General features: G+C 60.8%; 16 protein-coding genes and 1 other RNA gene. 10 read left to right on the top strand and 7 right to left on the bottom strand.

The annotated features are described in order from the left end of the window. The first annotated feature begins 35 nt into the window (after positions 1-35). Positions 36-1,106, top strand: a complete 1,071-nt coding sequence (locus GR212_RS16625; protein ID WP_163987674.1) for a type I restriction endonuclease — start codon at positions 36-38, stop codon at positions 1,104-1,106. Here the strand turns inward: GR212_RS16625 and GR212_RS16620 are convergent, their stop codons facing one another. Continuing rightward, positions 1,107-3,572, bottom strand: coding sequence for an ATP-dependent helicase (locus GR212_RS16620; RefSeq protein WP_163987673.1), 2,466 nt, complete (start codon positions 3,570-3,572; stop codon positions 1,107-1,109). A gap of 364 nt (positions 3,573-3,936) precedes the next feature. Between GR212_RS16620 and GR212_RS16615 the strand changes: the two genes are divergently transcribed. From GR212_RS16615 to GR212_RS16600, 4 genes are all read left to right on the top strand, one after another. Further along, positions 3,937-5,103, top strand: coding sequence for an efflux RND transporter periplasmic adaptor subunit (locus GR212_RS16615; protein ID WP_163987672.1), 1,167 nt, complete (start codon positions 3,937-3,939; stop codon positions 5,101-5,103). Continuing rightward, positions 5,100-8,258: an efflux RND transporter permease subunit gene (locus GR212_RS16610; RefSeq protein ID WP_432444371.1), complete on the top strand. Its 3,159-nt coding sequence runs from the start codon at positions 5,100-5,102 to the stop codon at positions 8,256-8,258. Before GR212_RS16615 ends, GR212_RS16610 begins: the two co-directional genes overlap by 4 nt. Positions 8,259-8,506: 248 nt before the next feature. After that, the gene (locus GR212_RS16605) at positions 8,507-9,514 is read left to right on the top strand and encodes a flagellin (RefSeq protein WP_163987671.1); all 1,008 of its coding nucleotides are present in this window, start codon (positions 8,507-8,509) and stop codon (positions 9,512-9,514) included. A gap of 188 nt (positions 9,515-9,702) precedes the next feature. After that, a complete protein-coding gene (locus tag GR212_RS16600; protein WP_163987670.1) occupies positions 9,703-10,371 on the top strand; it encodes an OmpA family protein in 669 nt (222 codons plus the stop codon). 53 nt (positions 10,372-10,424) lie between these two features. Here the strand turns inward: GR212_RS16600 and GR212_RS16595 are convergent, their stop codons facing one another. Continuing rightward, positions 10,425-10,832: a DUF2000 family protein gene (locus tag GR212_RS16595; RefSeq protein ID WP_163987669.1), complete on the bottom strand. Its 408-nt coding sequence runs from the start codon at positions 10,830-10,832 to the stop codon at positions 10,425-10,427. A gap of 14 nt (positions 10,833-10,846) precedes the next feature. Between GR212_RS16595 and GR212_RS16590 the strand changes: the two genes are divergently transcribed. The 3 genes from GR212_RS16590 (at position 10,847) to GR212_RS16580 (ending at position 17,307) form a co-directional block, all read left to right on the top strand. After that, positions 10,847-11,743 carry an AraC family transcriptional regulator gene (locus tag GR212_RS16590; RefSeq protein ID WP_432444370.1) on the top strand — a complete coding sequence of 299 codons (897 nt, stop codon included), beginning with the start codon at positions 10,847-10,849 and terminating at the stop codon, positions 11,741-11,743. A gap of 164 nt (positions 11,744-11,907) precedes the next feature. Beyond that, positions 11,908-13,320 carry an FAD-binding oxidoreductase gene (locus tag GR212_RS16585; RefSeq protein WP_163987667.1) on the top strand — a complete coding sequence of 471 codons (1,413 nt, stop codon included), beginning with the start codon at positions 11,908-11,910 and terminating at the stop codon, positions 13,318-13,320. Positions 13,321-13,569: 249 nt separating this feature from the next. Further along, positions 13,570-17,307 (top strand): AsmA family protein, encoded by a 3,738-nt coding sequence (locus GR212_RS16580; protein ID WP_163987666.1) that lies wholly within the window; start codon positions 13,570-13,572, stop codon positions 17,305-17,307. Between the two features lie 81 nt (positions 17,308-17,388). Here the strand turns inward: GR212_RS16580 and GR212_RS16575 are convergent, their stop codons facing one another. The 4 genes from GR212_RS16575 to ssrA all read right to left on the bottom strand — a co-directional run bounded on the left by GR212_RS16575 (position 17,389) and on the right by ssrA (position 18,952). Further along, on the bottom strand, positions 17,389-17,601 hold the full coding sequence (locus tag GR212_RS16575; protein WP_163987665.1) for a ribbon-helix-helix domain-containing protein: 213 nt from the start codon (positions 17,599-17,601) through the stop codon (positions 17,389-17,391). A gap of 104 nt (positions 17,602-17,705) precedes the next feature. Next, on the bottom strand, positions 17,706-17,900 hold the full coding sequence (locus GR212_RS16570) for a DUF4169 family protein (RefSeq protein ID WP_163987664.1): 195 nt from the start codon (positions 17,898-17,900) through the stop codon (positions 17,706-17,708). 54 nt (positions 17,901-17,954) lie between these two features. Further along, positions 17,955-18,464 carry an SspB family protein gene (locus GR212_RS16565; protein WP_163987757.1) on the bottom strand — a complete coding sequence of 170 codons (510 nt, stop codon included), beginning with the start codon at positions 18,462-18,464 and terminating at the stop codon, positions 17,955-17,957. 118 nt (positions 18,465-18,582) lie between these two features. Next, positions 18,583-18,952, bottom strand: a transfer-messenger RNA (tmRNA) gene (gene ssrA / locus GR212_RS16560). Positions 18,953-19,152: 200 nt separating this feature from the next. Here ssrA and GR212_RS16555 point away from each other — a divergent pair. Next, a complete protein-coding gene (locus GR212_RS16555; protein WP_163987663.1) occupies positions 19,153-20,076 on the top strand; it encodes a thymidylate synthase in 924 nt (307 codons plus the stop codon). Here the strand turns inward: GR212_RS16555 and GR212_RS16550 are convergent. Then, positions 20,073-20,600, bottom strand: coding sequence for a GNAT family N-acetyltransferase (locus tag GR212_RS16550; protein ID WP_163987662.1), 528 nt, complete (start codon positions 20,598-20,600; stop codon positions 20,073-20,075). The genes GR212_RS16555 and GR212_RS16550 overlap by 4 nt on opposite strands. A gap of 299 nt (positions 20,601-20,899) precedes the next feature. Between GR212_RS16550 and GR212_RS16545 the strand changes: the two genes are divergently transcribed. Continuing rightward, positions 20,900-21,466 carry a helix-turn-helix domain-containing protein gene (locus GR212_RS16545; RefSeq protein ID WP_163987661.1) on the top strand — a complete coding sequence of 189 codons (567 nt, stop codon included), beginning with the start codon at positions 20,900-20,902 and terminating at the stop codon, positions 21,464-21,466. Positions 21,467-21,470 lie beyond the last annotated feature (4 nt).

Genomic DNA, 21,470 nt, shown 5'->3' with positions numbered 1-21,470 from the left:
ATTGTTTGCTCGGGGATCGAATTCGGGGGGTAGTTATGTCGTTCAAGGAACAAGTTGCAGAATTATCGAAGCGTGCAATTGCTGCGCAAAATATCGCTCTCACTGAAGAGGCGACAAAAAACGCCCTTGTAATGCCGTTTCTGCGCACACTTGGTTTTGATGTTTTTGATCCAACGCAGATTGTGCCGGAGTTTATAGCTGATGTCGGCTTGAAAAAGGGAGAGAAGGTCGATTACGCCGTAAAGATAAATGATCGTATTGAATTTATTCTGGAAGCAAAGGCTGTTAGCGCGAATCTCTCGCAAGCCCAATATAGCCAACTCTACCGGTATTTTTCGACCACAGATTGCTCGATTGCGATTCTCACAAATGGCATACAGATCTGGTTTTTTACCGATCTTGATGCACCAAACAAGCTTGATAGTAATCCGTTCTTTAAGTTTGATCTTTTCGATTACGACGACAACGATCTGAAAGAGCTGGAAAAATTTCATAAAGAGAAATTTTCGATTGAAGACATCAAGAGTTCGGCCAGTACCCTGAAACGGATGAAAGCGACTATTAGCTGCATAGAAGCGCAGTTTAATGATCCTGATGACGAATTCGTTCGGCTCATTTCGAAGGAAATACACGATGGCAAACTTACTGCAGCTGTTGTTGCTGAGTTCAAACCGATAATCAAACGGGCCTTTGAAGATCTTGTTCGTCAAAAAATCCAAAGGAAATTAAGTGCTGCATTTAATGAGAACGTCAATATTCCAACGATCAAGGATGTAGATTCAGTCACTCAAATCAATGACGATGGGGACGGTATCGAAACTACGCAAGAAGAGATTGACGGGTTTAATATTGTTCGAGCGATCGGAGCCGAGCTCGCTGATGTCTCTCGCATTGTCATGCGCGATCAAAAATCTTACTGCGGCATCAATTTCGACGACAACAATCGCAAACCAATTGTCAGATTACATTTTAATTCCAAAACCAAATTTCTAACGATCTTCGATGCGGAAAAGGCTGGATCTCGGTTCGACATTACACAGACCACAGATATCTTTAAGGCCAAAGCGCAAATTCAAGCTGTGATCCAGTCATACGTCAGTTCTTGATCAAACCCTCTCCACAAACCCGTCCAGCACACGCTTCTGGCCGGCGCGATCGAATTCGATAGTCAGCTTGTTGCCCTCGATCCCCGAGACGTTGCCGTTGCCGAACTTGATGTGGAAGACGCGGTCGCCGATGGCGAATTTGGAGGGTTCGGAGGAGGTGGATTTGGCCACCAGCTCGCCATCGATGGTGCGCACCTTCGGGCCGCTTTCGCCGTAGCCGATGCGCTCGACGGCATGGCCGGAGCGGCTGCCCCAGTTGTCGCGCGTTGCGTCGTTGCGGTTCGCCTGCGCGCGTTTCCAGCCGGGCGTGGAATAGGAGTTGGCGAAGGGTTCGGCCTTGTCGAAGCGCGACTGGCCGTAGCCGCCGCGGCCGTAACCGCCATAGGACTGCTCGACCTCGGCGACTTCGACGTGGGTGACCGGCAGTTCGTCGAGGAAGCGGGACGGAATGGTCGACTGCCATAGGCCGTGGATGCGGCGGTTGGAGACGAACCAGATGTGGCAGCGGCGCTTGGCGCGGGTGATGCCGACATAGGCGAGGCGGCGCTCTTCCTCCAGGCCGGCGCGGCCGCTCTCGTCGAGCGAGCGCTGGTGGGGAAACAGGCCTTCCTCCCAGCCGGGCAGGAAAACGGTTTCGAATTCCAGGCCCTTGGCCGAGTGCAGCGTCATGATCGAGACGGCATCGAGATTTTCATTTTGCTCGGCATCCATGACGAGCGACACATGCTCGAGGAAGCCGCGCATGGATTCGAAGCTGTCCATCGAGCGGATGAGTTCTTTAAGGTTTTCCAGCCGTCCGGGCGCTTCCGCCGATTTGTCGTTCTTCCACATGTCCGTATAGCCGGACTCTTCGAGGATCTGCTCGGCAAGCTCGGTATGCGGCGTGTTTTCAAGCAGGCCCTGCCAGCGGCGGAAGGATTGCACGACGTCGAACAACGCCTTGCGCGCCTTCGGCTTCATCTCGTCCGTTTCGATGATATCGGCCGCTGCCGCCAGCATCGGAATGTCCCGAACGCGGGCATAGTCGTGCAGGGCGCGGACCGTGGTGTCGCCGAGGCCGCGCTTCGGCGTGTTGATGATGCGCTCGAAGGCGAGATCGTCGGCCGACTGGCAGACGAGGCGGAAATAGGCCATGGCATCGCGGATTTCGAGGCGCTCGTAGAAGCGCGGGCCGCCGACGACGCGGTAGTTCAAGCCGAGCGTCACGAAGCGGTCTTCGAACTCGCGCATCTGGAAGGAGGCGCGCACGAGGATCGCAATATCGTTGAGATTGTGCTTGCCGCGCTGCAACTGCTCGATCTCTTCGCCGATAGCGCGGGCTTCCTCCTCGGAATCCCAGGAGGCATGCACCTGCACCTTGACGTCGTCGGGATCGGAGCGGTCGGTGAACAGGGTCTTGCCGAGACGGCCCTCGTTATGAGCGATCAGATGCGCGGCGGCACCGAGAATATGCTCGGTAGAGCGGTAGTTGCGCTCCAGCTTGATGACCTTGGCGCCGGGAAAATCCTTTTCGAAGCGCAGGATATTATCTACTTCGGCGCCGCGCCAGCCATAGATCGACTGGTCGTCGTCGCCAACGCAGCAGACATTCTGCAGCTCGCCCTTCGGCCGCTGCGCCAGCAGGCGAAGCCACATGTACTGCGCCGTGTTGGTGTCCTGATACTCGTCGACGAGGATGTAGCGGAAACGCTGGTGATAGTCCTTCAGGATATCGGGGTTCCGCCGGAACATATTGATCGGATGCAGCAAAAGATCGCCGAAGTCGCAGGCGTTCAGCGTCTTCAGGCGGCTCTGATAGGCGGCATAGAGTTCGCGGCCCTTGCCATTGGCAAAGGCGCGGGCGTCACCCTCGGGAATATCGGCAGGGCTGAGGCCCTTGTTCTTCCAGGTGTCGATCATGCCGGCGAATTGCTTGGCCGGCCAGCGCTTGTCGTCCAGCCCCTCTGCCTGGATCAATTGCTTGATCAGGCGGATGACATCGTCGGTATCGAGAATGGTGAAGCTGGAGGTAAGGCCGACCAGCTCCGCATGGCGGCGCAACAGCTTGACGCCGATCGAGTGAAAGGTGCCGAGCCAGGGCATGCCTTCGACCGCGCCGCCGACGAGCAGGGCGATACGTTCCTTCATTTCGCGCGCCGCCTTGTTGGTAAAGGTGACGGCGAGGATCTGGCTGGGGAAGGCGCGGTTGGTGGAGAGTATATGGGCGATGCGGGTGGTCAGCACGCGTGTCTTGCCGGTGCCGGCACCGGCAAGCACCAGAACCGGCCCGTCGAGCGTCTCGACCGCTTCAGCCTGCTCCGGATTGAGGCCGGAGAGATAGTCCGGCCGGCGACCGCTGTCGCGTGCCGCCATGGCGCGGGCCGCAATGCCGCCGCCGATGCCGCCGGCAGCCGGCGCGGAACGGCGCGGCGCCATGTGCTCCGGCTCCTCGTCAAAGAAGGGAATGTCGTCATGTCCAATGGTCATGCGGCCCAATGTAATGATTCTACCCCGAAAGGCAAAAGAAACGGGCCGAAATTAGAACAAAAAGTGCACATTCACAGGCGCGCCGCACCTGCGGAAAGTTCGATTCGGGGCACGAACGGGCTTGCGGATGCGCAAATGAAACGCCTCGTTGTCCACTCCAAGATTACAACTTTGTCATAATCCGCCCCAAAGCTTGCCGCATATGCTCAAAAACACGATATTGCAGCAAATCGGGCACAATCTTGCGTTATAGAACCGCCCGACATGAAATTTGGTCCCTTTAAGTGCGCTGGGTGTGACAGGGACCGTACCAAAATCAACGACGCGATTTCATCGCCTCTGACACAACGAGCCGGAGACGTGCATGACCGCCTGGAAGCAGCTTTCCTTGTCTTTTCTTTTGCTGGTGGCAGGCATTGCCGCTGTCGTGGCTTTCGTGCCCGGCGCGACGGGCCTGCTGCAGAAAGCCGGGGTCCCCGAGACGCTCGTGGCAGCCATCACGCGCAACGGGGATGCCAGCGCCGGGAAGAGTGGCGATGCGGCCGGTGGCGGCGCGCGGCGCGGTCAGAACATACCGCTCGTGGTGACGGAACCTGTCGTGAGCGGCATTGTCAACGATCGCCTCAGCGCGATCGGCACCGGCGATGCCATCCGCTCGGTTGCCGTCATGCCGCAGGCGGCAGGGACGATCCGGGAAATTCTCATCAAGTCCGGCGACAGGGTCAGGCAGGGGCAGGTGCTGGCGCGTCTTGACGATGACGAGCAGATCATCGCCCGTGGCCAGGCGGAAGTGGCGCTGAAGAGCGCTGCCGAGAAGGCGCAGCTCTACCACACCATCAAATCCAGCGTGTCCCGCATGGATGTCTTCGATGCCGAGATCGCCGAGCAGGGGGCAAAGCTGGCCCTGCAGTCGGCGGAGCTGGCGCTCTCGCGCCGCAACATCGTCGCGCCGATCGATGGGATTGTCGGTATCGTGCCTGTCGTCATCGGCGACAACGTCACGACGACGAGCAATATCGTGACGCTGGACGACCGTTCCGAAATCCTGGTGGACTACTGGGTGCCGGAACGCTTTGCCAACACCGTCAAGGTCGGCCAGCCGGTCGAGGCGACCTCGGTCGCACTGCCGGGGCGCGTCTTTTCCGGCGTCGTGGAAGCTGTCGACAATCGCGTCGATGGCGCCAGCCGGACGCTCCGCGTGCGCGGCCGCATCGACAACCCTTCCGACGAATTGCGGGCGGGCATGTCCTTCAATGTCGGCATGCGCTTTTCCGGTGAATCTTATCCCTCGGTCGATCCGCTTGCGGTCCAATGGGATGGCGCGGGCGCGCATGTCTGGCGTGTCGTCGACGGCAAGTCGTCGAAGGTGCGTGTCAGCATCGTGCAACGCAATCCGGATGCGGTCCTGGTTCGCGGCGATCTCCGCAACGGCGATCTTATCGTTATCGAGGGGTTGCAGCGCGTGACTGAAGGCGGTGAGGTTCGCTTTGCCCGCGATGTCGCCGAAGCCAAGGAGATCGTCATCCAATGATGTCCCATGGCGGTGATGAGACGACGGATGCTGGCGCGACTGCGGGCAAGCAATCCTTCACGGCGCTTTTCGTACGCCGGCCGATCCTGGCGCTGGTCTTCAATACGCTGCTGGTCGTCGCCGGTCTCGCGGCCTATTTCGGCGTCGAGGTTCGCGAGCTGCCGGATGTCGATCGCCCCGTCGTGACCGTGCGAACCGTGTTCGACGGTGCATCGCCCCAGACGGTGGATCAGGAGCTGACCAAGATCATCGAAGGGGCGGTGGCCCGCGTCAGCGGCCTGAAATCCGTCTCTTCCAGCTCGTCCTTCGGCCAGAGCAGGGTGACGCTCGAATTCTCCGATGCCACGGATCTCTCGGTCGCCGCCAACGATGTCCGCGACGCCATCGGCCGCATCACCGAGCAATTGCCGGATCAGGCGGATGCGCCGCAGATCGTCAAAGCGGATTCGGATTCGCAGCCGATCATGCGCCTTGCCGTCACATCGAGCACCATGACGATGGACGACCTGACGCAGCTCGTCGACAAGGAAATCACCGACCGGCTGGCATCGGTCGAAGGCGTTGCCGATGTCGAGCTTTACGGCGATCAGGAAAAGGTCTTCCGTATTGACGTCGACCAGGCGGCCCTTGCCGGCCGCGGCCTGACGATCGGCGATCTGACGACGGCGCTTGCGACCGCGGCGCTCGATGTGCCGGCGGGATCCTTGAAGAGCGCGCGTCAGGATATCGTCGTGCGCGCCACGGCGGCATTGCAGACCCCAGAGGATTTCTCCCGGCTGATCATTAAGGATCGCGTGCGGCTCTCCGATGTCGCGACCGTCACGCTTGGGCCAAGGGACGGCACGACCGCGCTGCGCTCGAACGGCGTGCAGGGCGTCGGCCTCGGCATCATCCGCCAGGCGCAGTCGAACACGCTGAATATCTCCGAGGGCGTGAAGGCCGTTGTGGCGCAACTGTCGAAATCGCTGCCGGAGGGAACGCGAATCGTCATCACCAGCGATGACGCGCTGTTCATCCAGGGCGCGATCCATGAGGTGGTGCTGGCGCTCGTGCTGTCGGCGCTGATCGTCACGGTCGTTATCTATCTCTTCCTGCGTGACTGGCGGGCGACGCTGATACCGGTCGTCACCATGCCGGTGGCGCTCATCGGCACGCTGGCCGCGCTCTATATGGTCGGGTTCTCGGTCAACATCCTGACGCTGCTGGCCATCGTGCTGGCGACCGGCCTCGTGGTCGACGACGCCATCGTCGTGCTCGAGAACATCGTGCGCCGCAGGGCTGAGAAGATCGGTCCGCGCGCCGCCGCCGTGCTCGGCACCCGGGAGGTCTTCTTTGCGGTCATCGCCACGACGGCGACGCTCGCCGCCGTATTCATTCCGCTGTCCTTCCTGCCGGGGCAGGTGGGCGGGTTGTTCCGGGAGTTCGGCTTCGTGCTGGCCTTCTCCGTCGGACTGTCGTCGATCGTCGCGCTGACACTCTGCCCGATGCTCGCCTCGCGGATGCTGACCAAGGAGATGCGCGAGGAACACGGGGCGCTCGGCCGTTTCGGCGAGCTCTTTGCCGCCGTCTATCGCCGGACGCTCAGAGCCTGCCTGAACGCGCCGTTGGTCGTCATCATCTTCTGCGCCCTGTTTTCGGCTGCCGCCGTCCTGGCCTTTGTCAATGTCAAAAGCGAGCTGACGCCGAGCGAGGATCGGGCAATGGTCATGCTGCGCCTGACCACGCCGCAGGGTGCCGGCCTTGACTATACGAAGGATCAGCTGCAGCGCGTCGAGGAGCGGTTGCAGCCGCTGCGCGACAGCGGCGATATCCGCAACATCTATGCGATTTCGGGTATGAGCAGCCAGAAGAACAGCGGCTTCATGGTGTTGACTCTGGCACCCTGGAGCGAGCGCCATCGCACGCAGCAGGACATCGTCGCCGATATCAACCAGGCCATGGCTGACGTTCCGGCCCTTCGCGGCAACGTCGTTCAGGCCAACAGCCTGCGCATCCGCGGCGCCGGCAGCGGCGTGCAGATGGCGCTTGTCGGCAACGATCACGAAGCGCTGACCGAGGCGGCCCTGAAACTGGTGCAGGCGCTTGACGCGACCGGACGGTTCGATACGCCGAGGCTCAACAACGAGCCGACGCAGGCCCAGGTCTCCGTCACCATCGACCGCGAGCGTGCGTCCGACCTCGGGGTCGATATAACAGGCCTTTCGGTCGCGCTGCAGTCCTTGCTGGAAGGGCGTTCCGTTGTCGATGTTTTCGTCGCCGGCGAATCCTATCCGGTGCTGCTGACCTCGACCATGCGCCCGATCGATGATCCGACGGACCTTGAAAACGTCTATCTGAAGACCGGCGACGGCAAGATCGTGCCGATGTCGGTGATCGCAGCGCTGAAGGAGAATGCGGTGGCGCCGCAGCTGACCCGCGAGCAGCAGCTGGCGTCGGTCGCGATCACGGCGGGCCTCAAGAACGGCATGTCGCTCGGGCAGGCGGTCGAGGACGTCACGCGGATCGCGACACCGCTCTTGCCGCCGGGATCGCGGTTGATGCCTCTTGCCGAAGCGGCGACGCTTGAGGAGAATTCCAGCGGCATGGCGCTGACCTTCGGTTTCGCCATCGTCATCATCTTCCTGGTGCTCGCAGCCCAGTTCGAAAGCGTGCTGTCGTCGCTCATCATCATGTCCACGGTGCCGCTGGGCCTTGCCTGCGCCATTTTTGCTCTCGTCATCACCGGCTCGAGCCTCAACATCTACAGCCAGATCGGCCTGGTGCTGCTGGTCGGGGTCATGGCCAAGAACGGTATCCTGATCGTCGAGTTCGCCAACCAGCTGCGCGACAAGGGCGAAGGCGTGCGCGAGGCGATCGAGAAGGCGTGCGCCCTGCGCCTGCGCCCGGTCATGATGACGATGATCGCGACCATCCTCGGCGGCGTGCCGCTGGTCTTTGCGGAAGGCGCGGGCGCGGAGGCGCGTATCGCGCTCGGCTGGGTGATCGTCGGCGGCCTTGGTTTCGCGACCCTGGTCACGCTCTACATCACGCCGGTCGCCTATCTCCTGATTGCCCGATTCGCCAAGCCGCAGACGCATGAAGAGCAACGGTTGCATGAGGAAATGTCGGATGCGGCGTTGCGCTCGAAGCTGAGCAATCTGCGCGCCGCGGAGTAGGGCGAGCACGGGCGGGTTGCGCCCGCCGCATTTAATGCGCTTATTTATGGTAAATCATGCGTATCGCTTAGCGCTTTTTTAAGCATGTTTGCTAATCATAGCGGCATGTAACCGATGGAGCGCAGGCGTTGTTTTTGCCTGTCTCCCTGTTTGCCGACACGGTCGGCCCGCGCGCATGAGCGCCCGCGGCAAGGTTTCAATGTCTTCTTGTATTTGTTGCGTATTGTTGCGTCCGGAGTTCGTGTGCCGTGAGTATTTTTTCGACCTTCATCAGGGTCAGTCCCTCTGTGAATACAGCACTGGAAGTGCTGAAGGACACCCAGACCAAACTGACCAACGCGGAACGGCAGATGTCGTCGGGTCTGCGGGTGCAGACGGTCAAGGACAATGCCACTTACTGGAAAATCTCGACTTTGACGCATACCGACATCGGCGCGATTTCGTCGGTGCAGGATGCGCTCGGTCTTGCCGCCTCGACGGTCAGTACGGCCTCCACGGGCGTCAGCAGCGCGATCGACGTCGTGACGGAAATCAGGACGAAGCTTGTCAGCGCTTATGAGACAAGTATCGACAAGTCCAAGCTCAACGACGAGATTACCCAGCTCAAGCAGCAGCTGCGCAGTATCGGGGAGTCGGCGACCTTCAACGGCGTCAACTGGACCGTGTTGCAGGACGGCGCGGACCCGACCGCTCCGCACGAGGTTCCGGGCTCCCTCATCCGCGGTTCCAATGGCACCGTCAGCATCGGCATGCTGAACTACGCAGGCGTGAGCTCGACGACCGGCCCCATCACGTCAAGCGACGCGCGTTATCTGATCGACGATCAGTCTAGCGGCACGGGTGGATATGGGGTGCTGACCTCAACCGCCTTTGCGACCGAGGCCGGTTCCGCGAAGAACTACGTGTTGATCGGCACCAAGAACGGGGACACGAGCGGACAGGTGGAAATCTCGCTCGATGCGAATACGACCCAAGGCGCCATCGTCGACATGGTCAATACCGTGACGGGGATGCTGAACCAGCTCAAGACGATCGGATCGGCCTTCGGCTCTCTCGAATCGCGCATCAACCTTCAGACCGAGTTCGCCAAGAATCTCAGCGATTCGCTGACCAGCGGCGTCGGCAAGCTGGTGGATGCCGATATGGAGCAGCAATCGAGCAAGGTTCTGGCGCTGCAGGCCCAGCAGCAGCTCGGACTGCAATCGCTCTCGATCGCCAATGCGAGCTACAACACGGTTCTGCAGCTCTTCAAGTGATCGCGGATGGGGTATCGCGGAGCCGCGTTGATGGGCGGCTCCATGCATCCGGCTGACACGTTCGCGGGCTGAAAGCTTCTCCGCGGCTCTATGCACAGGGGACAAAGGCCTGGATAAGATTTCTCTTCATGATATTGCCGCAATGCTTCATATCTGCTGCGGCCATCGAACCGGAGAGCGACGATTCTATGATCAAGAAAATTGCCATGCTTGCCCTAGCGGCAGCCTTTTTGAACGCATGCACGACCACCGATCCCTATACGGGGGAGCAGAAAGTCTCCAACACGGCCGGCGGTGCAGCGATCGGCGCCGGTGTGGGTGCGGTTGCCGGCCTTCTCATCGGTCACTCGCCGGCCTCGCGCCGCAATGCCGCGCTGATCGGCGCCGGCGTTGGCGCACTCGCGGGTGCCGGTATCGGCAACTACATGGACCAGCAGGAGTCCGAACTGCGCGCGCAGCTGCAGGGCACCGGCGTTTCTGTGACCCGCGTCGGCGACCGTATCATCCTGAACATGCCGTCGGCGATTACCTTCGATATCGACCAGGATGCGATCAAGCCGGAATTCTTCGCGACCCTCAATTCCGTCGCCATCGTTCTGCGCAAGTTCAACCGCACGCTGATCGACGTCAACGGCCATACGGATTCGACGGGCAGCCTGCAGCATAACCAGGATCTGTCGGAACGCCGCGCCGGCTCGGTCGCGTCCTATCTCGGCAGCCAGGGTATCGATCAGCGCCGCATGTCGGCTATCGGCTTCGGCCCGTCGCAGCCGGTCGCATCGAATGCGACCGAAGCCGGCCGCGCCCAGAACCGCCGCGTCGAGATCCAGATCGCGCCGATCACGCAGAACGGCTAAGCTTTTTCAACGGCGGTGGCCGGGTCCAACGATCCGGCCGCTTTCCAGTCCGATCATCGATGCATGCTCGCGCCCTTGGTGATCTTGTCGACGATTTTCTTGTCCGCGCGCAACGCGATGCCGACGACCTTGGCGTCTTCGGGCGCAAATTCTGAAAAGACGGCGCGATTGGCTGTGTCATGGCCGGTTGAAAACATTTCCTCGATGAAGACGGAAGAGATGACGCCGCGCTCCAGCGAGCGGCGGTGAATGGCGGCGATATCGTCCGGATCGGCCGCAAGGACGATTACCGGCTGGATCGACAAAGCGTTGTAGACGTTGCCGGCCCGATCGCGATAGGGTTCGCCGATGATTTCCGGATGTTGTCCGGCAATGCCTGTCGACAGGAACGCGGTTACATTCAGCTTCTGCCAGGATTGAAGGTCGCTTCGCAGAACGATTGCGATTTTGGTATCGAACATCGGTGGTCACTTTCATGCGGTCTGGGAATGGGACGTTGCGCGAGGATGTAGCCGGACAGATCGCCACGGGTCTTGAACGTTTGTGCGTGACGCCCGAAGCCAACCGCATCCTGTCCGCGCCGGCCTATCCGGGCATCGAGCGCATCCAGGCGCAGTTTCGGGGCGATGCGTTCGATCTGCATCGGCACGATACCTATGCGCTCGGCGTTACCCTGCGTGGCGTGCAGACATTTCGCTACCGCGGCGAGCAGCGCTATAGCCTGCCGGGGCGGGTGATTATCCTTCATCCGGATGAGCTGCATGATGGCGGGGCCGCGACCGAGGACGGGCTTGTCTATCGCATGCTGTATCTGGAACCTTCGATGCTGTTCCAGTGCCTGGAGGCGGCACGCATCGGCCTGCCATTCGTCGATGACCCGGTCGTGGAGGATGATCGCCTCGCAGGCTTGTTGCTGGCGGCGCTGGGGGAGCTCGATCGCGAGCTGGATGAACTCTTCGTCGACGATTTCGTTTCGCGTCTGGCCGATGGCCTCGTGCAGCACGCCCGCCTGCCGCAGAGACCCCTGGGCAGCATAGCCTGGGGTCAGGTGAAAACCGCCCGCGACTATCTCGAGGCGCATGTCATGCGCGGCGTGCGGTCTCAGGAGCTGGAACGGATCACCGGCCTTGACCGCTTTGCACTTGCCCGGCATTTCCGCGCTGCCTTTGCCACCAGTCCGCATCGTTTCCTGCTGATGCGCAGGTTGCAGCAGGCAAAGACGCTGATCGGCGAGGGCGAGTCGATCGCCGAAGTCGCGGCCACAACCGGATTTGCCGATCAGAGTCATTTGACGCGGCATTTCAAGAAGGCTTTCGGTATTCCGCCGGGCGCATGGGGCAGCATGGTGCGCGGCGCGCAAGCGCACGGCTGACCGCTCGACGACGGGTAGCAGGCCTGCTTGAACCTATCGCATGCGTCGTGGTTGAGACAGCGCCAGGTGCGGCCTTTTCTTGACTGGACAGCGCCGCGCCGATGTCCCATAGAACCGATTAAAAGGTTAACGCCTTCCGGTGATCGCGATGGGAGATTCGGACTATGGTTCTGGCTGATGCGAAGGCGGGAACACGCAACGAGGCGGGGATATCTGCCGTTCTCGGCGTTCTGAAACAGGCTTTCGGAGAACGTTTCCAGACTGGCGAGAGTTTTCGCGCCCAGCACGCGCATACGACGACCTATATTCCCTCGCAGCTACCGGACGGTGTGGTTTTTGCCGAAACGCGCGAAGACGTGCAGGCCGTCGTCAAGGCGTGCGCCGAACACAGGGTTCCCGTCATTCCCTTCGGCACGGGTTCGTCGCTGGAGGGGCAGGTGAATGCACCGCAAGGCGGCATTTCCATCGATTTCAGCCGCATGAACCGTATTCTCGAAGTCAATGCCGAGGATCTGGATTGCACGGTCGAGCCCGGCGTCACGCGCGAACAACTCAACACCTATCTCCGCGATACCGGATTGTTCTTTCCGATCGATCCGGGCGCCAATGCCTCGATCGGTGGCATGGCATCGACGCGCGCTTCGGGAACGAATGCGGTGCGTTACGGCACGATGAAGGACAACGTGCTCTCCGTGACCGCCGTGACCGCCAATGGCGAGGAAATCCGCACCGCCCGCCGCGCCAGGAAATCCTCGGCCGGCTACGATCTGACGCGGCTTTTCGTCGGCGCCGAAGGCACGCTTGGCGTTTTGACCTCGATCACGCTGCGCCTGCAGGGCATTCCCCAGAAGATAGCCGGCGGCGCCTGCGCCTTTCCGGATGTCAAGTCGGCGTGCGATGCCGTCATCATGACGATCCAGATGGGGGTGCCCGTCGCGCGCATCGAGTTGCTGGATGCCATGCAGATGCGGGCCTGCAACCGCTACTCCGGCCTCACATACGACGAGAAGCCCACGCTTTTCCTCGAATTTCACGGCACGGACGAAACCGTTGCGCTGCAATCGGCACAGTTTGCGGAGATCGCCGCGGAATGCGGTGGCGGCGAGTTTCTGTGGACGAGCAACGCGGAAGAGCGCAACAAGCTCTGGAAGGCCCGCCACGACGCCTATTGGGCCTGCCGCGCGCTGGCGCCTGAGCTGAACGCCCTGTCGACGGATGTCTGCGTGCCGATCTCGCGCTTGGCCGAATGCGTCGCGGAAACCCAGGCCGATATCGAGGCGCACGGCCTGCTGGCGCCGATCGTCGGCCATGCCGGCGACGGCAATTTTCATGTGCTGGTGCTGTTCGACGACAAGACCCCCGAAGGGATCGCCGTCGTCGAGAATTTCGTTGCGCGCCTCAATGCGCGCGCGCTGGCGATGGACGGCACCTGCACGGGCGAACACGGGATAGGGCAGGGCAAGATGGCGTTTCTCGAGCAGGAGCTCGGCGATGCCGTCGATTTGATGCGCCAGATCAAGGATGCGCTTGATCCGGATGCTATCTTCAATCCCGGAAAGATATTCCGTGGGCACTGAAAGATGGAATATTTTCATGATCTTGGCTTGCTACGCACGCGAATGACGCTAGGCTGCAGCCGCTCTTTTCCGGTTTTTGTCATGAAAAGCCGCATGTGTGCCTTAGATGGGTGGCAAGCCTCTGAAAAAGAGCTGCTGTCGCGGGCAGGGATCGGGTAGAACTGTGCATATTCCGGGCTATGTCGTGTATGTGCCTGGATAAACGGCAGCTTGGCATGTGTTGGGAATGAAGATTGGAGACGGTGCGCGTTGTTAGGTAAGGTCCTGGTTTTTCTGGGTGGATTGCTCGTGGTGGTGCTCTTCGTGGCGCTGCTCGCTCCGCTCTTCATAGACTGGACCGATTTTCGCAAGAATTTCGAGGATCAGGCGAGCCGCATCATCGGCAAGAAGGTGACCGTCCACGGCACGGTCGATGCCCGTCTTCTGCCGTTCCCGTCGGTGACGCTGCACGATGTCCGTGTCGGCCAGGAGGCGGATGGCACGCCGCTGGTGCAGATTGCCGAATTCTCCATGGATGCCGAACTTGCGCCTTTCCTTTCCGGCGAAGCGCTGATCTTCGACATGCGCGTGTCCAAGCCCCAGGTGCGCCTGCGTCTGCTGAAGGACGGTACGCTGGACTGGATGCGCGGCAGCCAACCTGAGATTCCCGCCAAGTCGGTGGTGCTCGAAAGCGTTCACGTCGAAGACGGCGATGTCCTCTTTATCGACGAGCAAACGGGCCGGACCCGGCATGTCACCGGCCTGAACGCACAGATGTCGGCAAGGTCGCTTGCCGGCCCCTGGCGCATCGAGGGCGATGCGGCGCTCGACAGCGAGCACGGCAACTTCACGATTTCCAGCAGTCAGCCCGACGACAACGGCGTCTTGCGCGTCCGCACCCGGCTGATGCCGGACCGCCATCCTCTCAATGTCGATCTCGACGGCGAATTGAAGCTCGTCAACAGCAAGCCCGATTACATGGGCTCCTTCACGGCCGGCGTCAGCGACAAGCAAGTCCACGATGTTGCCGATCAAAAGGCGCAGCCACGTATCAAGGGCCGCTTCGAGTTGACGAATGATCGCATTCGCGTGCCGGAATACCGGCTCGAAGTCGGTGCCGATGACGATCCCTATGTGGTAACCGGCGAGGCGACGCTGGATACGGGCTCAAAACCGGAGTTTCTGTTGACTGCCGATGGCCAGCAGATCGATGTCAATCGGCTCGGCAACAACAAGGGCGCCAACGGCAAGACGAACCGTAACCCGACAATCTCCGCCCGCCAGCGCCTGAACAGCCTGATCGCGATCGCCGCCGAAATCCCGGTGCCGCAGGTCCCCGGCAAGGCGACGTTCCGGCTGCCGGCGATCGTCGCCGGTGACACGACCATCCGTGACGTGCAGCTCGATCTCGAGCCGGCGGGGACGGGATGGAAGATCGACCATGCCGTCGGCACGCTGCCGGGGCGCACGCAGGTCGAGGCGCGCGGCAACCTGATGCTGCAGGGCGAGCCGAACTTCATCGGCAATCTGGTCGTCGCATCCAACCAACCCTCCGGATTGGCTTCCTGGCTTGTCGGGTCCGTGGATCCGGCGATCCGCCAGCTGCGGCAGGCCGGTTTTTCCGCCGATGTCAGCCTGCGGCATGAGGAGCAACGCTTCGAGAATCTGGAAATCGCAATCGGCTCGGCCACGCTCAAGGGGCGGCTCGATCGTCAGGGCGCCGCGGACAAGAACCCGCCGAAGCTTGCCGTCGATCTGACCGGAGACGCCCTCGATCTTGACGCGCTGCGGGCACTGACGGGGCTCTTTACGGGCCAGGACAATGGCGAGGCCCTGTTCGATCACCGGATTACTGCGCATCTGCAGGCCGGCAAGTTCATGGCCTTCGGAGTGCCGGCCGACAATGTCGATACATCGTTTTCGGTAGCTGGCGGCGCGCTGACCCTCGACAAGCTTTCGGTAGGCAACGTCGCCGGTGCGGAAATCACCGCCACGGGTCGTGCTGACGGTTCGCCTTCCGACTACAAGGGGTCGGGAGAGATTACCTTCAAGGCCGCCGATCCCGGACCGTTCTTCGAGATGCTGCGCCAGCATCTGCCGCATCATCCCGTCATGGACCGCCTGGTGCGCAACGCCGCCTGGTACGGAAATACGGCCCTTCGCGGCGCGGTGACGCTCGGCGGCGATCAGGACAATGCGTTGACGGTGACGCTGGCGGGCGTCTCCAACGGCAGCCGCGTCAATTTCGACTACCGCATGTCCGATCTCTCGGCTTTCGCGGGCAAGGGCACCACGACCCTCGAAGGCACGCTGGAAAATTCGGTCACGTCGATCCTGTTCGGCCAGGCTGGCCTCGATCCCTTGCCGGTCGAGGCGGACGCCAATGGCCGTTTGACGTTGAAGGTATCCGCCAGCGGCACCGATCCGGCGGATGCGGCGCTGACCTTTGCGACGGATAAGACATCGTTCACCGCGAACGGCAAGGTCGACGTGCGACCCGATACTTTCCTCAACGGCAACATGGCGCTATCGCTCGAAAGCGCCGATATCGATCCCTATTTCGTCATGAACGGTATCGGCGTCCCGCAGATGGGGGCAGGCCTGCCGGTGAAATTCCAGGCCAATGCCGCGCTGAATCCGGACAAGATCGTGTTTTCCGACATGAAGGGAGTGTTTGCCGACAATAACATGTCCGGTACGCTGACCTTCGATCGAAAGGCGCCGAACCTCAAGGCAACGGGCGAGCTGACGCTCGACAAGGCGGATCTCGATTGGCTGGCGGAAGCGATCTACGGGCCGATGACAGACCCGAAAACAGGCGCCCTTAACCAGGAAAAGCTCGGATTGCCTGCTTTCACCGGCATGGATATCGGCGTAAAGCTTTCTGCAAAGCAGGTATGGCCCGGCATATTCGGCCCCATTTCGAACTTCACCGCCAATGCGGCCTACAAGGGCGAGGAATTGCGGCTGAACGATCTGACCGGGGGCTGGAACGGCGGTACGCTGAACGGCAGCGTGATGCTCGCCAATTCGGATGGCACGGGCCTGCTGCAGACGAAGCTCAATCTTGCCAATGGCGATCTTGCCGCCGTTGCCTGGCAGCGTGACGGAGCGCCGCTTGCGAGCGGCCGCTTCGGTATCGCGATGAATGCCGAAGCGAGCGGCAAGAGCATCGCCGAGCTTGCCGCCAATGCGAGCGGCTCGGGCGAGCTTCAGCTTGGCGAGACGCATGTGCGCGGACTTAATCTCTCCATCCTGCCGCCGTTGTTGTCGGCGACGGACCAGATCCAGGGCGACATTACCGCCGCCAACGTGCTGCCGATCGTGCAGACTTTGCTCAACAACGGCGAAGCGGTCCTTCCGGCGACGGCCATCCCCTTCAACATTTCGGCGGGCGTCGCCCGGGCGACGAATATCGCAGCCGGCAACGGCGTGGCGAAGCTCTCGGGCAATGCCGAAATCAGCCTGCCGGATGAGCGCCTGCGCGGATCCCTCGGTATCGATTTCAATGCCGGCGCCGAAGCGCAGAGCGGTGCAGAGCCGGCCTTGCGCCTCGATTTCGGCGGGCCGCTGGCGACACCGGGCCGTACGATGGACGTGACCGACGTAACCAGCTTCCTGTCGGTTCGCGCATTCGAGCGGGAACGCCGCCGTGTCGAGCGCTTGCAGGCCAATGTGCTTGAAAAGCAGCGGCTCAGGCGGGAGGTGGCACTCTACAAGTATGTAGCAGGCGTTCGCGAGGCCCAGCGCCAGCGGGATGCCGCCATCGAGCAGCAGCGTCGCGCCGAAGAGCAGCGCCTGCGCGATCTGGCACGGCAGGCAGCTGCGCAGAAGCAGGCGGAAGAAGAGGCGCGAGTCAAACAGGCAGCGGAAGAGGCGGCAAAGGCCAAGGCGGCTGCGGAGGCCCGAGCCAAGGCCGAAGCCCAGCGCGCGCCTTCGCCCAACAGTCCTGTTCCACAAACGGCAGCGCCGTTGAACTTCAATGAATTGCCGGGAGTTGCCCAGTAATAGACCGGGCACTTGCGAGCCGATCCTTGCCGGGTCGGTCGGACGCGCCTGCAAGACCGCGGTGCGCCTTCCTGCAATCGCTTAATTGCGATCCTTCAGCCATCTGAGGACATAGAGGCGCAGCGCGGAGGAGAGATTGCTGCCGGCCTCGCGGCCGTCGTCGATCTCGGAGATCAGCGCCGCAAGCGATGTGCCGCGCGCATTGGCGATAGCCTTCAGTTCTGTCCAGAAGGCATCCTCAAGGGAAAAGCTCGTGCGATGGCCATGCAGCGTCGCGGAATGTTTGCGGATCATCGGCGGATCGATCAAAAATCGTAAATGGAGGGATATTTGTAAAACTGATTCAAAATGCAGGAGTAAGCAACTGATTTCGGAAGATTTTTATGTCGGGCAAGTAACTAGTCGTCGGTCTCCGGGGTTTCGATCCGGCCTGCTTCATGGGTTTTTGCAGTCTTCTCGTTGAGTGCTTTCGTCAGGTTCTTTTCCGTCTTGGTCCGCCCGAAGCTGATGCGATTCTGCTCGGCCTGTTTTTCCTTGTCCGAGCGGGCCTGCTTCTTGCGAAACTGACGCAGATTGACGATTTCGGCGCTCATCGATCTCCCCGTGGCTGATATGCGAAGGGGAAGCGAATGCTCCCCCCATCATGCCTACTGCTTCTTGCGGAATGCGTCGAGAGAGACGACCGATCCCGGCTTCTTTTCCTCGCCTTCCTTGGCGGCTGCCGCCGGCGCTTCTTCGCCCTCGACCGGCACCGGATAGGCGGTGATTTCGCTGGAGGAGACTTCGTCCTCGTCGGCCAGCGGCACGTCGAATTCCAGCTCGAAGTTGACGGAAGGGTCGTAGAAACCGCGGATGGCGTTGAAGGGGATTACCAGCTTTTCCGGCACGTCGGAGAAAGACAGGCCGATCTCGAACTGGCTCTCGGTAATTTTCAGATCCCAGAACTGATGCTGGATGACGATGGTCATCTGCTCCGGATATTTCGCCTTGAGGTGCTGCGAAATGCGTACGCCGGGAGCGCCTGTCAGAAAGGTGATGAAGAAATGATGGTCGCCGGGCAGTCGGCCTGCGGCGCCGACCTCGGTCAACACCTTGCGGATCACTCCACGCAGGGCGTCCTGTGCCAAAATGTCGTAGCGGATATGATCCTGCCCCATGCTTTCCTGTCTTTCGTTGGCCATGTTTTTTTAAGGCTTATGCCACGCTGAACGCCGCCGGAAAAGCCCTATGCGCGAGTCATCGCTTGGTCACCTATAATATAGCACTGGAGAAGAAGGTGAAGGCTTCTGTTGCCAGGTGCCTTCGAACCCCGCCTAAGAGTGCGACCCCTTAGGACTTTATTTGAAGTGTCACACCGCGATTAAGCAGCGAGACGAGCTTCCGCATAGTTGTCGTTTGCAACTACAATTTTAGCCCGATAACGGTGGTACAATGCCGAGCAAAAAGTCGATCTTTACACCCTTGTCGATCCTGTTTCGCCCCCATCAAAAGCCGGTCTGTCGCAAGTTTGCCGGCCGGTTTTTGGTGGAGGCGCCGGGTACCGCCCCCGGGTCCAATAGGTTTATTACACCGCTCATTTATCGCCATAGCCGGCCCGAAGACCGGCATGGCTGATATAGTGTTTTCTGCAGGCGAAGGGAAGGGGAATTGTCATAAATGCTTCGCGGAAACATCGGTTTGAGCGCGAGGCTGCGAGATTTTCCTGTATTATGTAGCGGCGCGGTTGGTTTTGTGCCGGCTTGTCACTAAAATCGCCAAACAAGGAATCGGCCGGGCACGCGGCGGCGGGCAGCCGCTGACGGCAACCGCGCCATCCGGAAACTTCAAGCGATTTCGGAGCGGAAGATGGCTCGTCACCCGGAGTATCAATATCTCGACCTGATGGCGCACCTGCTCGAGCACGGTGACCGCCGGATCGACCGGACCGGCGTCGGCACGCTGAGCGGCCTCGGCGCGATGATGCGCTTCGACCTTTCCAAGGGGCAGATCCCGATCTTCACGACGAAGCGCGTCTACTGGAAGCTCGCCGTCAAGGAAATGCTCTGGTTTCTGACCGGTGATACCAACATCCGCAATCTCCTGAGGGAGAACGTGCGGATCTGGACGGACTGGCCGCTGGCGAAATATCGCAAGGCCACCGGAGAGGATATCGATCAGGTGGCCTTCGAGAAGCGGGTTCTGGAGGATGAGGCTTTCGCGCTCCAATGGGGTGATCTCGGCCCGGTCTACGGGAAGCAGTGGCGGCAATGGCGTGATGCCGAGGGGCGGGTGCATGACCAGGTCGCCTCGGTGATCAGCGATCTCAAGACCAATCCCAGCAGCCGCCGCATGATCTTTCATGCCTGGAATGTCGGCGAACTTGGCGATATGGCGCTGCATCCGTGCCATATGGTCTACCAGTTTCATGTGTCGAACATATCGGCCGCCGAGGAAGGGAAGCGCCCGCGACTGAGCCTGATGGTCTTCCAGCGCTCCTGCGACCTGTTCCTGGGCAATCCGTTCAATATCTGCCAGCAGGCGGCCTTGCTGGCCATGGTTGCGCAGCAGGTCGATATGGATGTCGGCGAGGTGGTTTGGTCCGGCGGCGACGTGCACCTCTATCTCAACCACCTGGATGCGATCCGCGAACAGCTCAGCCGCGAGCCGCGGCCATTCCCGACCTTACGCCTGCTGCGCCGGCCCGACAGCATCGACGGCTATCGCATCGAGGATTTCGAGGTTCTGGGATACGAGCCGCATGCCGCGATCGCGGCCGAAGTCGCGGTCTAGGCGGTCGGCCCGGAATCGGGCTCCGTGCGCCGATCGAGGAGCAGCTGCAAGAATGCCAGGTCGAGCCAGCGGCCGAATTTGGTGCCGACCTCCGGAAGAAGGCCCACCTGCTGGAAGCCGAGCTTTTCGTGAAGCCTGATCGAGGCGGCATTGCCAGCCTCGATGCCGGCGACCATGGCATGTTTTCCGATCGCGCGGGCGCGCTCGATCAGCTCGATCATGAGCGCCTTGCCGATGCCGCCTCGGTATTGGTCGTTGCGGACATAGACGGAATGTTCGACCGTATGGCGATAACCGTCGAAGGCGCGCCAGTCGCCGAACGAGGCGTAGCCGACCACATCGCCGTGATCGCCGACAGCCACCAGCACCGGATAGCCCAGTTTGTGCCGATCCTGCAGCCATCGCCTGCGGTTGTCGATATCGACCTGCGTCTCGTTCCAGATCGCGGCGGTATTGGCGACGGCATCGTTGTAGATCGCGGTTATTCCGGCGAGATCTTCCTCTCTCGCATCGCGAATTTGCATCGGCGGCTCCGTTGACCATCCACTAGACTGGATGGATCTGTCGTTTCTGGTGTCGCCTGTCATACACCGATTTGTATGTCTGTCCACTATATTGTTACATGGACTTTGGCGAGCCAAAAGTCGTTCTGATAGTTGAGGTCATTCCCATATTTGCGAAATATCGCTTGATTTCAGCAGAGTATGATTTTTCGATTGGATGGCAGGTTTGCCTTTGCGTCGTCGAGTTTGTCCACGCGAGTTGCTCAACGAGGTAGTCGGGTCGATTGCCATTCGCATGGGCGTCTACTATAGTAACACGCATGTCTCAACTTGATGATATCGACAGGCGCATTGGCGCCCGCATCCGCATAGAACGCGAGAGCCGAGGCTGGTCGTTGACGGAGCTGGCCGGGCGCTCAGCCGTTTCCCGCGCCATGATCCACAAGATCGAGCGTGGCGAGAGCAGCCCGACGGCGATGCTGCTCGGCAAGCTTTCCGGCGCCTTCAGCTTGAGCATGTCCGCTTTGATGGCGCGCGCGGAGATGCAGCAGGGCCGGTTTCTCAGGAAGGAAGAGCAACCCGTCTGGATCGATCCGCAGACAGGCTATGAACGCCGGCACGTCTCCCCGAAATCCGATCTGCCGCTGGACCTCGTCCGCATCGAATTGCCCGCGGGAGCGGAAGTGCCGATGCCCGCATCGGCTTACGCATTCATGCGGCAGCTTATCTGGGTGCTGGAGGGACGGCTGACCTTTCTCGAAGGCGAAGTCAGTCATTTCATGACGGCGGGCGACTGCCTGGAGCTCGGTCCGCCGACGGATTGCGTCTTCAGGAATGAAAGCCAAGAACCGTGCACCTACGCCGTCCTCGTTCTTCGCAGCGGATAAGGGC

It is taken from the genome of Martinezella lusitana, assembly GCF_010668395.1.
GTDB lineage: Bacteria > Pseudomonadota > Alphaproteobacteria > Rhizobiales > Rhizobiaceae > Rhizobium > Rhizobium lusitanum_A.
Note: the sequence above shows the minus strand (reverse complement) of the source record. Positions and strands in the feature narration are given on the sequence as shown.

What these genes read in the sequence shown, in the direction of transcription:
- GR212_RS16590 (WP_432444370.1), top strand. Translation starts at nt 10,847, where the DNA reads ATGCGGTCTGGGAATGGGACGTTGCGCGAGGATGTAGCCGGACAGATC.
- GR212_RS16550 (WP_163987662.1), bottom strand. Translation starts at nt 20,600, where the DNA reads ATGCAAATTCGCGATGCGAGAGAGGAAGATCTCGCCGGAATAACCGCG.
- GR212_RS16625 (WP_163987674.1), top strand. Translation starts at nt 36, where the DNA reads ATGTCGTTCAAGGAACAAGTTGCAGAATTATCGAAGCGTGCAATTGCT.
- GR212_RS16615 (WP_163987672.1), top strand. Translation starts at nt 3,937, where the DNA reads ATGACCGCCTGGAAGCAGCTTTCCTTGTCTTTTCTTTTGCTGGTGGCA.
- GR212_RS16610 (WP_432444371.1), top strand. Translation starts at nt 5,100, where the DNA reads ATGATGTCCCATGGCGGTGATGAGACGACGGATGCTGGCGCGACTGCG.
- GR212_RS16555 (WP_163987663.1), top strand. Translation starts at nt 19,153, where the DNA reads ATGGCTCGTCACCCGGAGTATCAATATCTCGACCTGATGGCGCACCTG.
- GR212_RS16595 (WP_163987669.1), bottom strand. Translation starts at nt 10,832, where the DNA reads ATGTTCGATACCAAAATCGCAATCGTTCTGCGAAGCGACCTTCAATCC.
- GR212_RS16545 (WP_163987661.1), top strand. Translation starts at nt 20,900, where the DNA reads ATGTCTCAACTTGATGATATCGACAGGCGCATTGGCGCCCGCATCCGC.
- GR212_RS16570 (WP_163987664.1), bottom strand. Translation starts at nt 17,900, where the DNA reads ATGAGCGCCGAAATCGTCAATCTGCGTCAGTTTCGCAAGAAGCAGGCC.
- GR212_RS16575 (WP_163987665.1), bottom strand. Translation starts at nt 17,601, where the DNA reads ATGATCCGCAAACATTCCGCGACGCTGCATGGCCATCGCACGAGCTTT.
- GR212_RS16600 (WP_163987670.1), top strand. Translation starts at nt 9,703, where the DNA reads ATGATCAAGAAAATTGCCATGCTTGCCCTAGCGGCAGCCTTTTTGAAC.
- GR212_RS16585 (WP_163987667.1), top strand. Translation starts at nt 11,908, where the DNA reads ATGGTTCTGGCTGATGCGAAGGCGGGAACACGCAACGAGGCGGGGATA.
- GR212_RS16565 (WP_163987757.1), bottom strand. Translation starts at nt 18,464, where the DNA reads ATGGGGCAGGATCATATCCGCTACGACATTTTGGCACAGGACGCCCTG.
- GR212_RS16620 (WP_163987673.1), bottom strand. Translation starts at nt 3,572, where the DNA reads ATGACCATTGGACATGACGACATTCCCTTCTTTGACGAGGAGCCGGAG.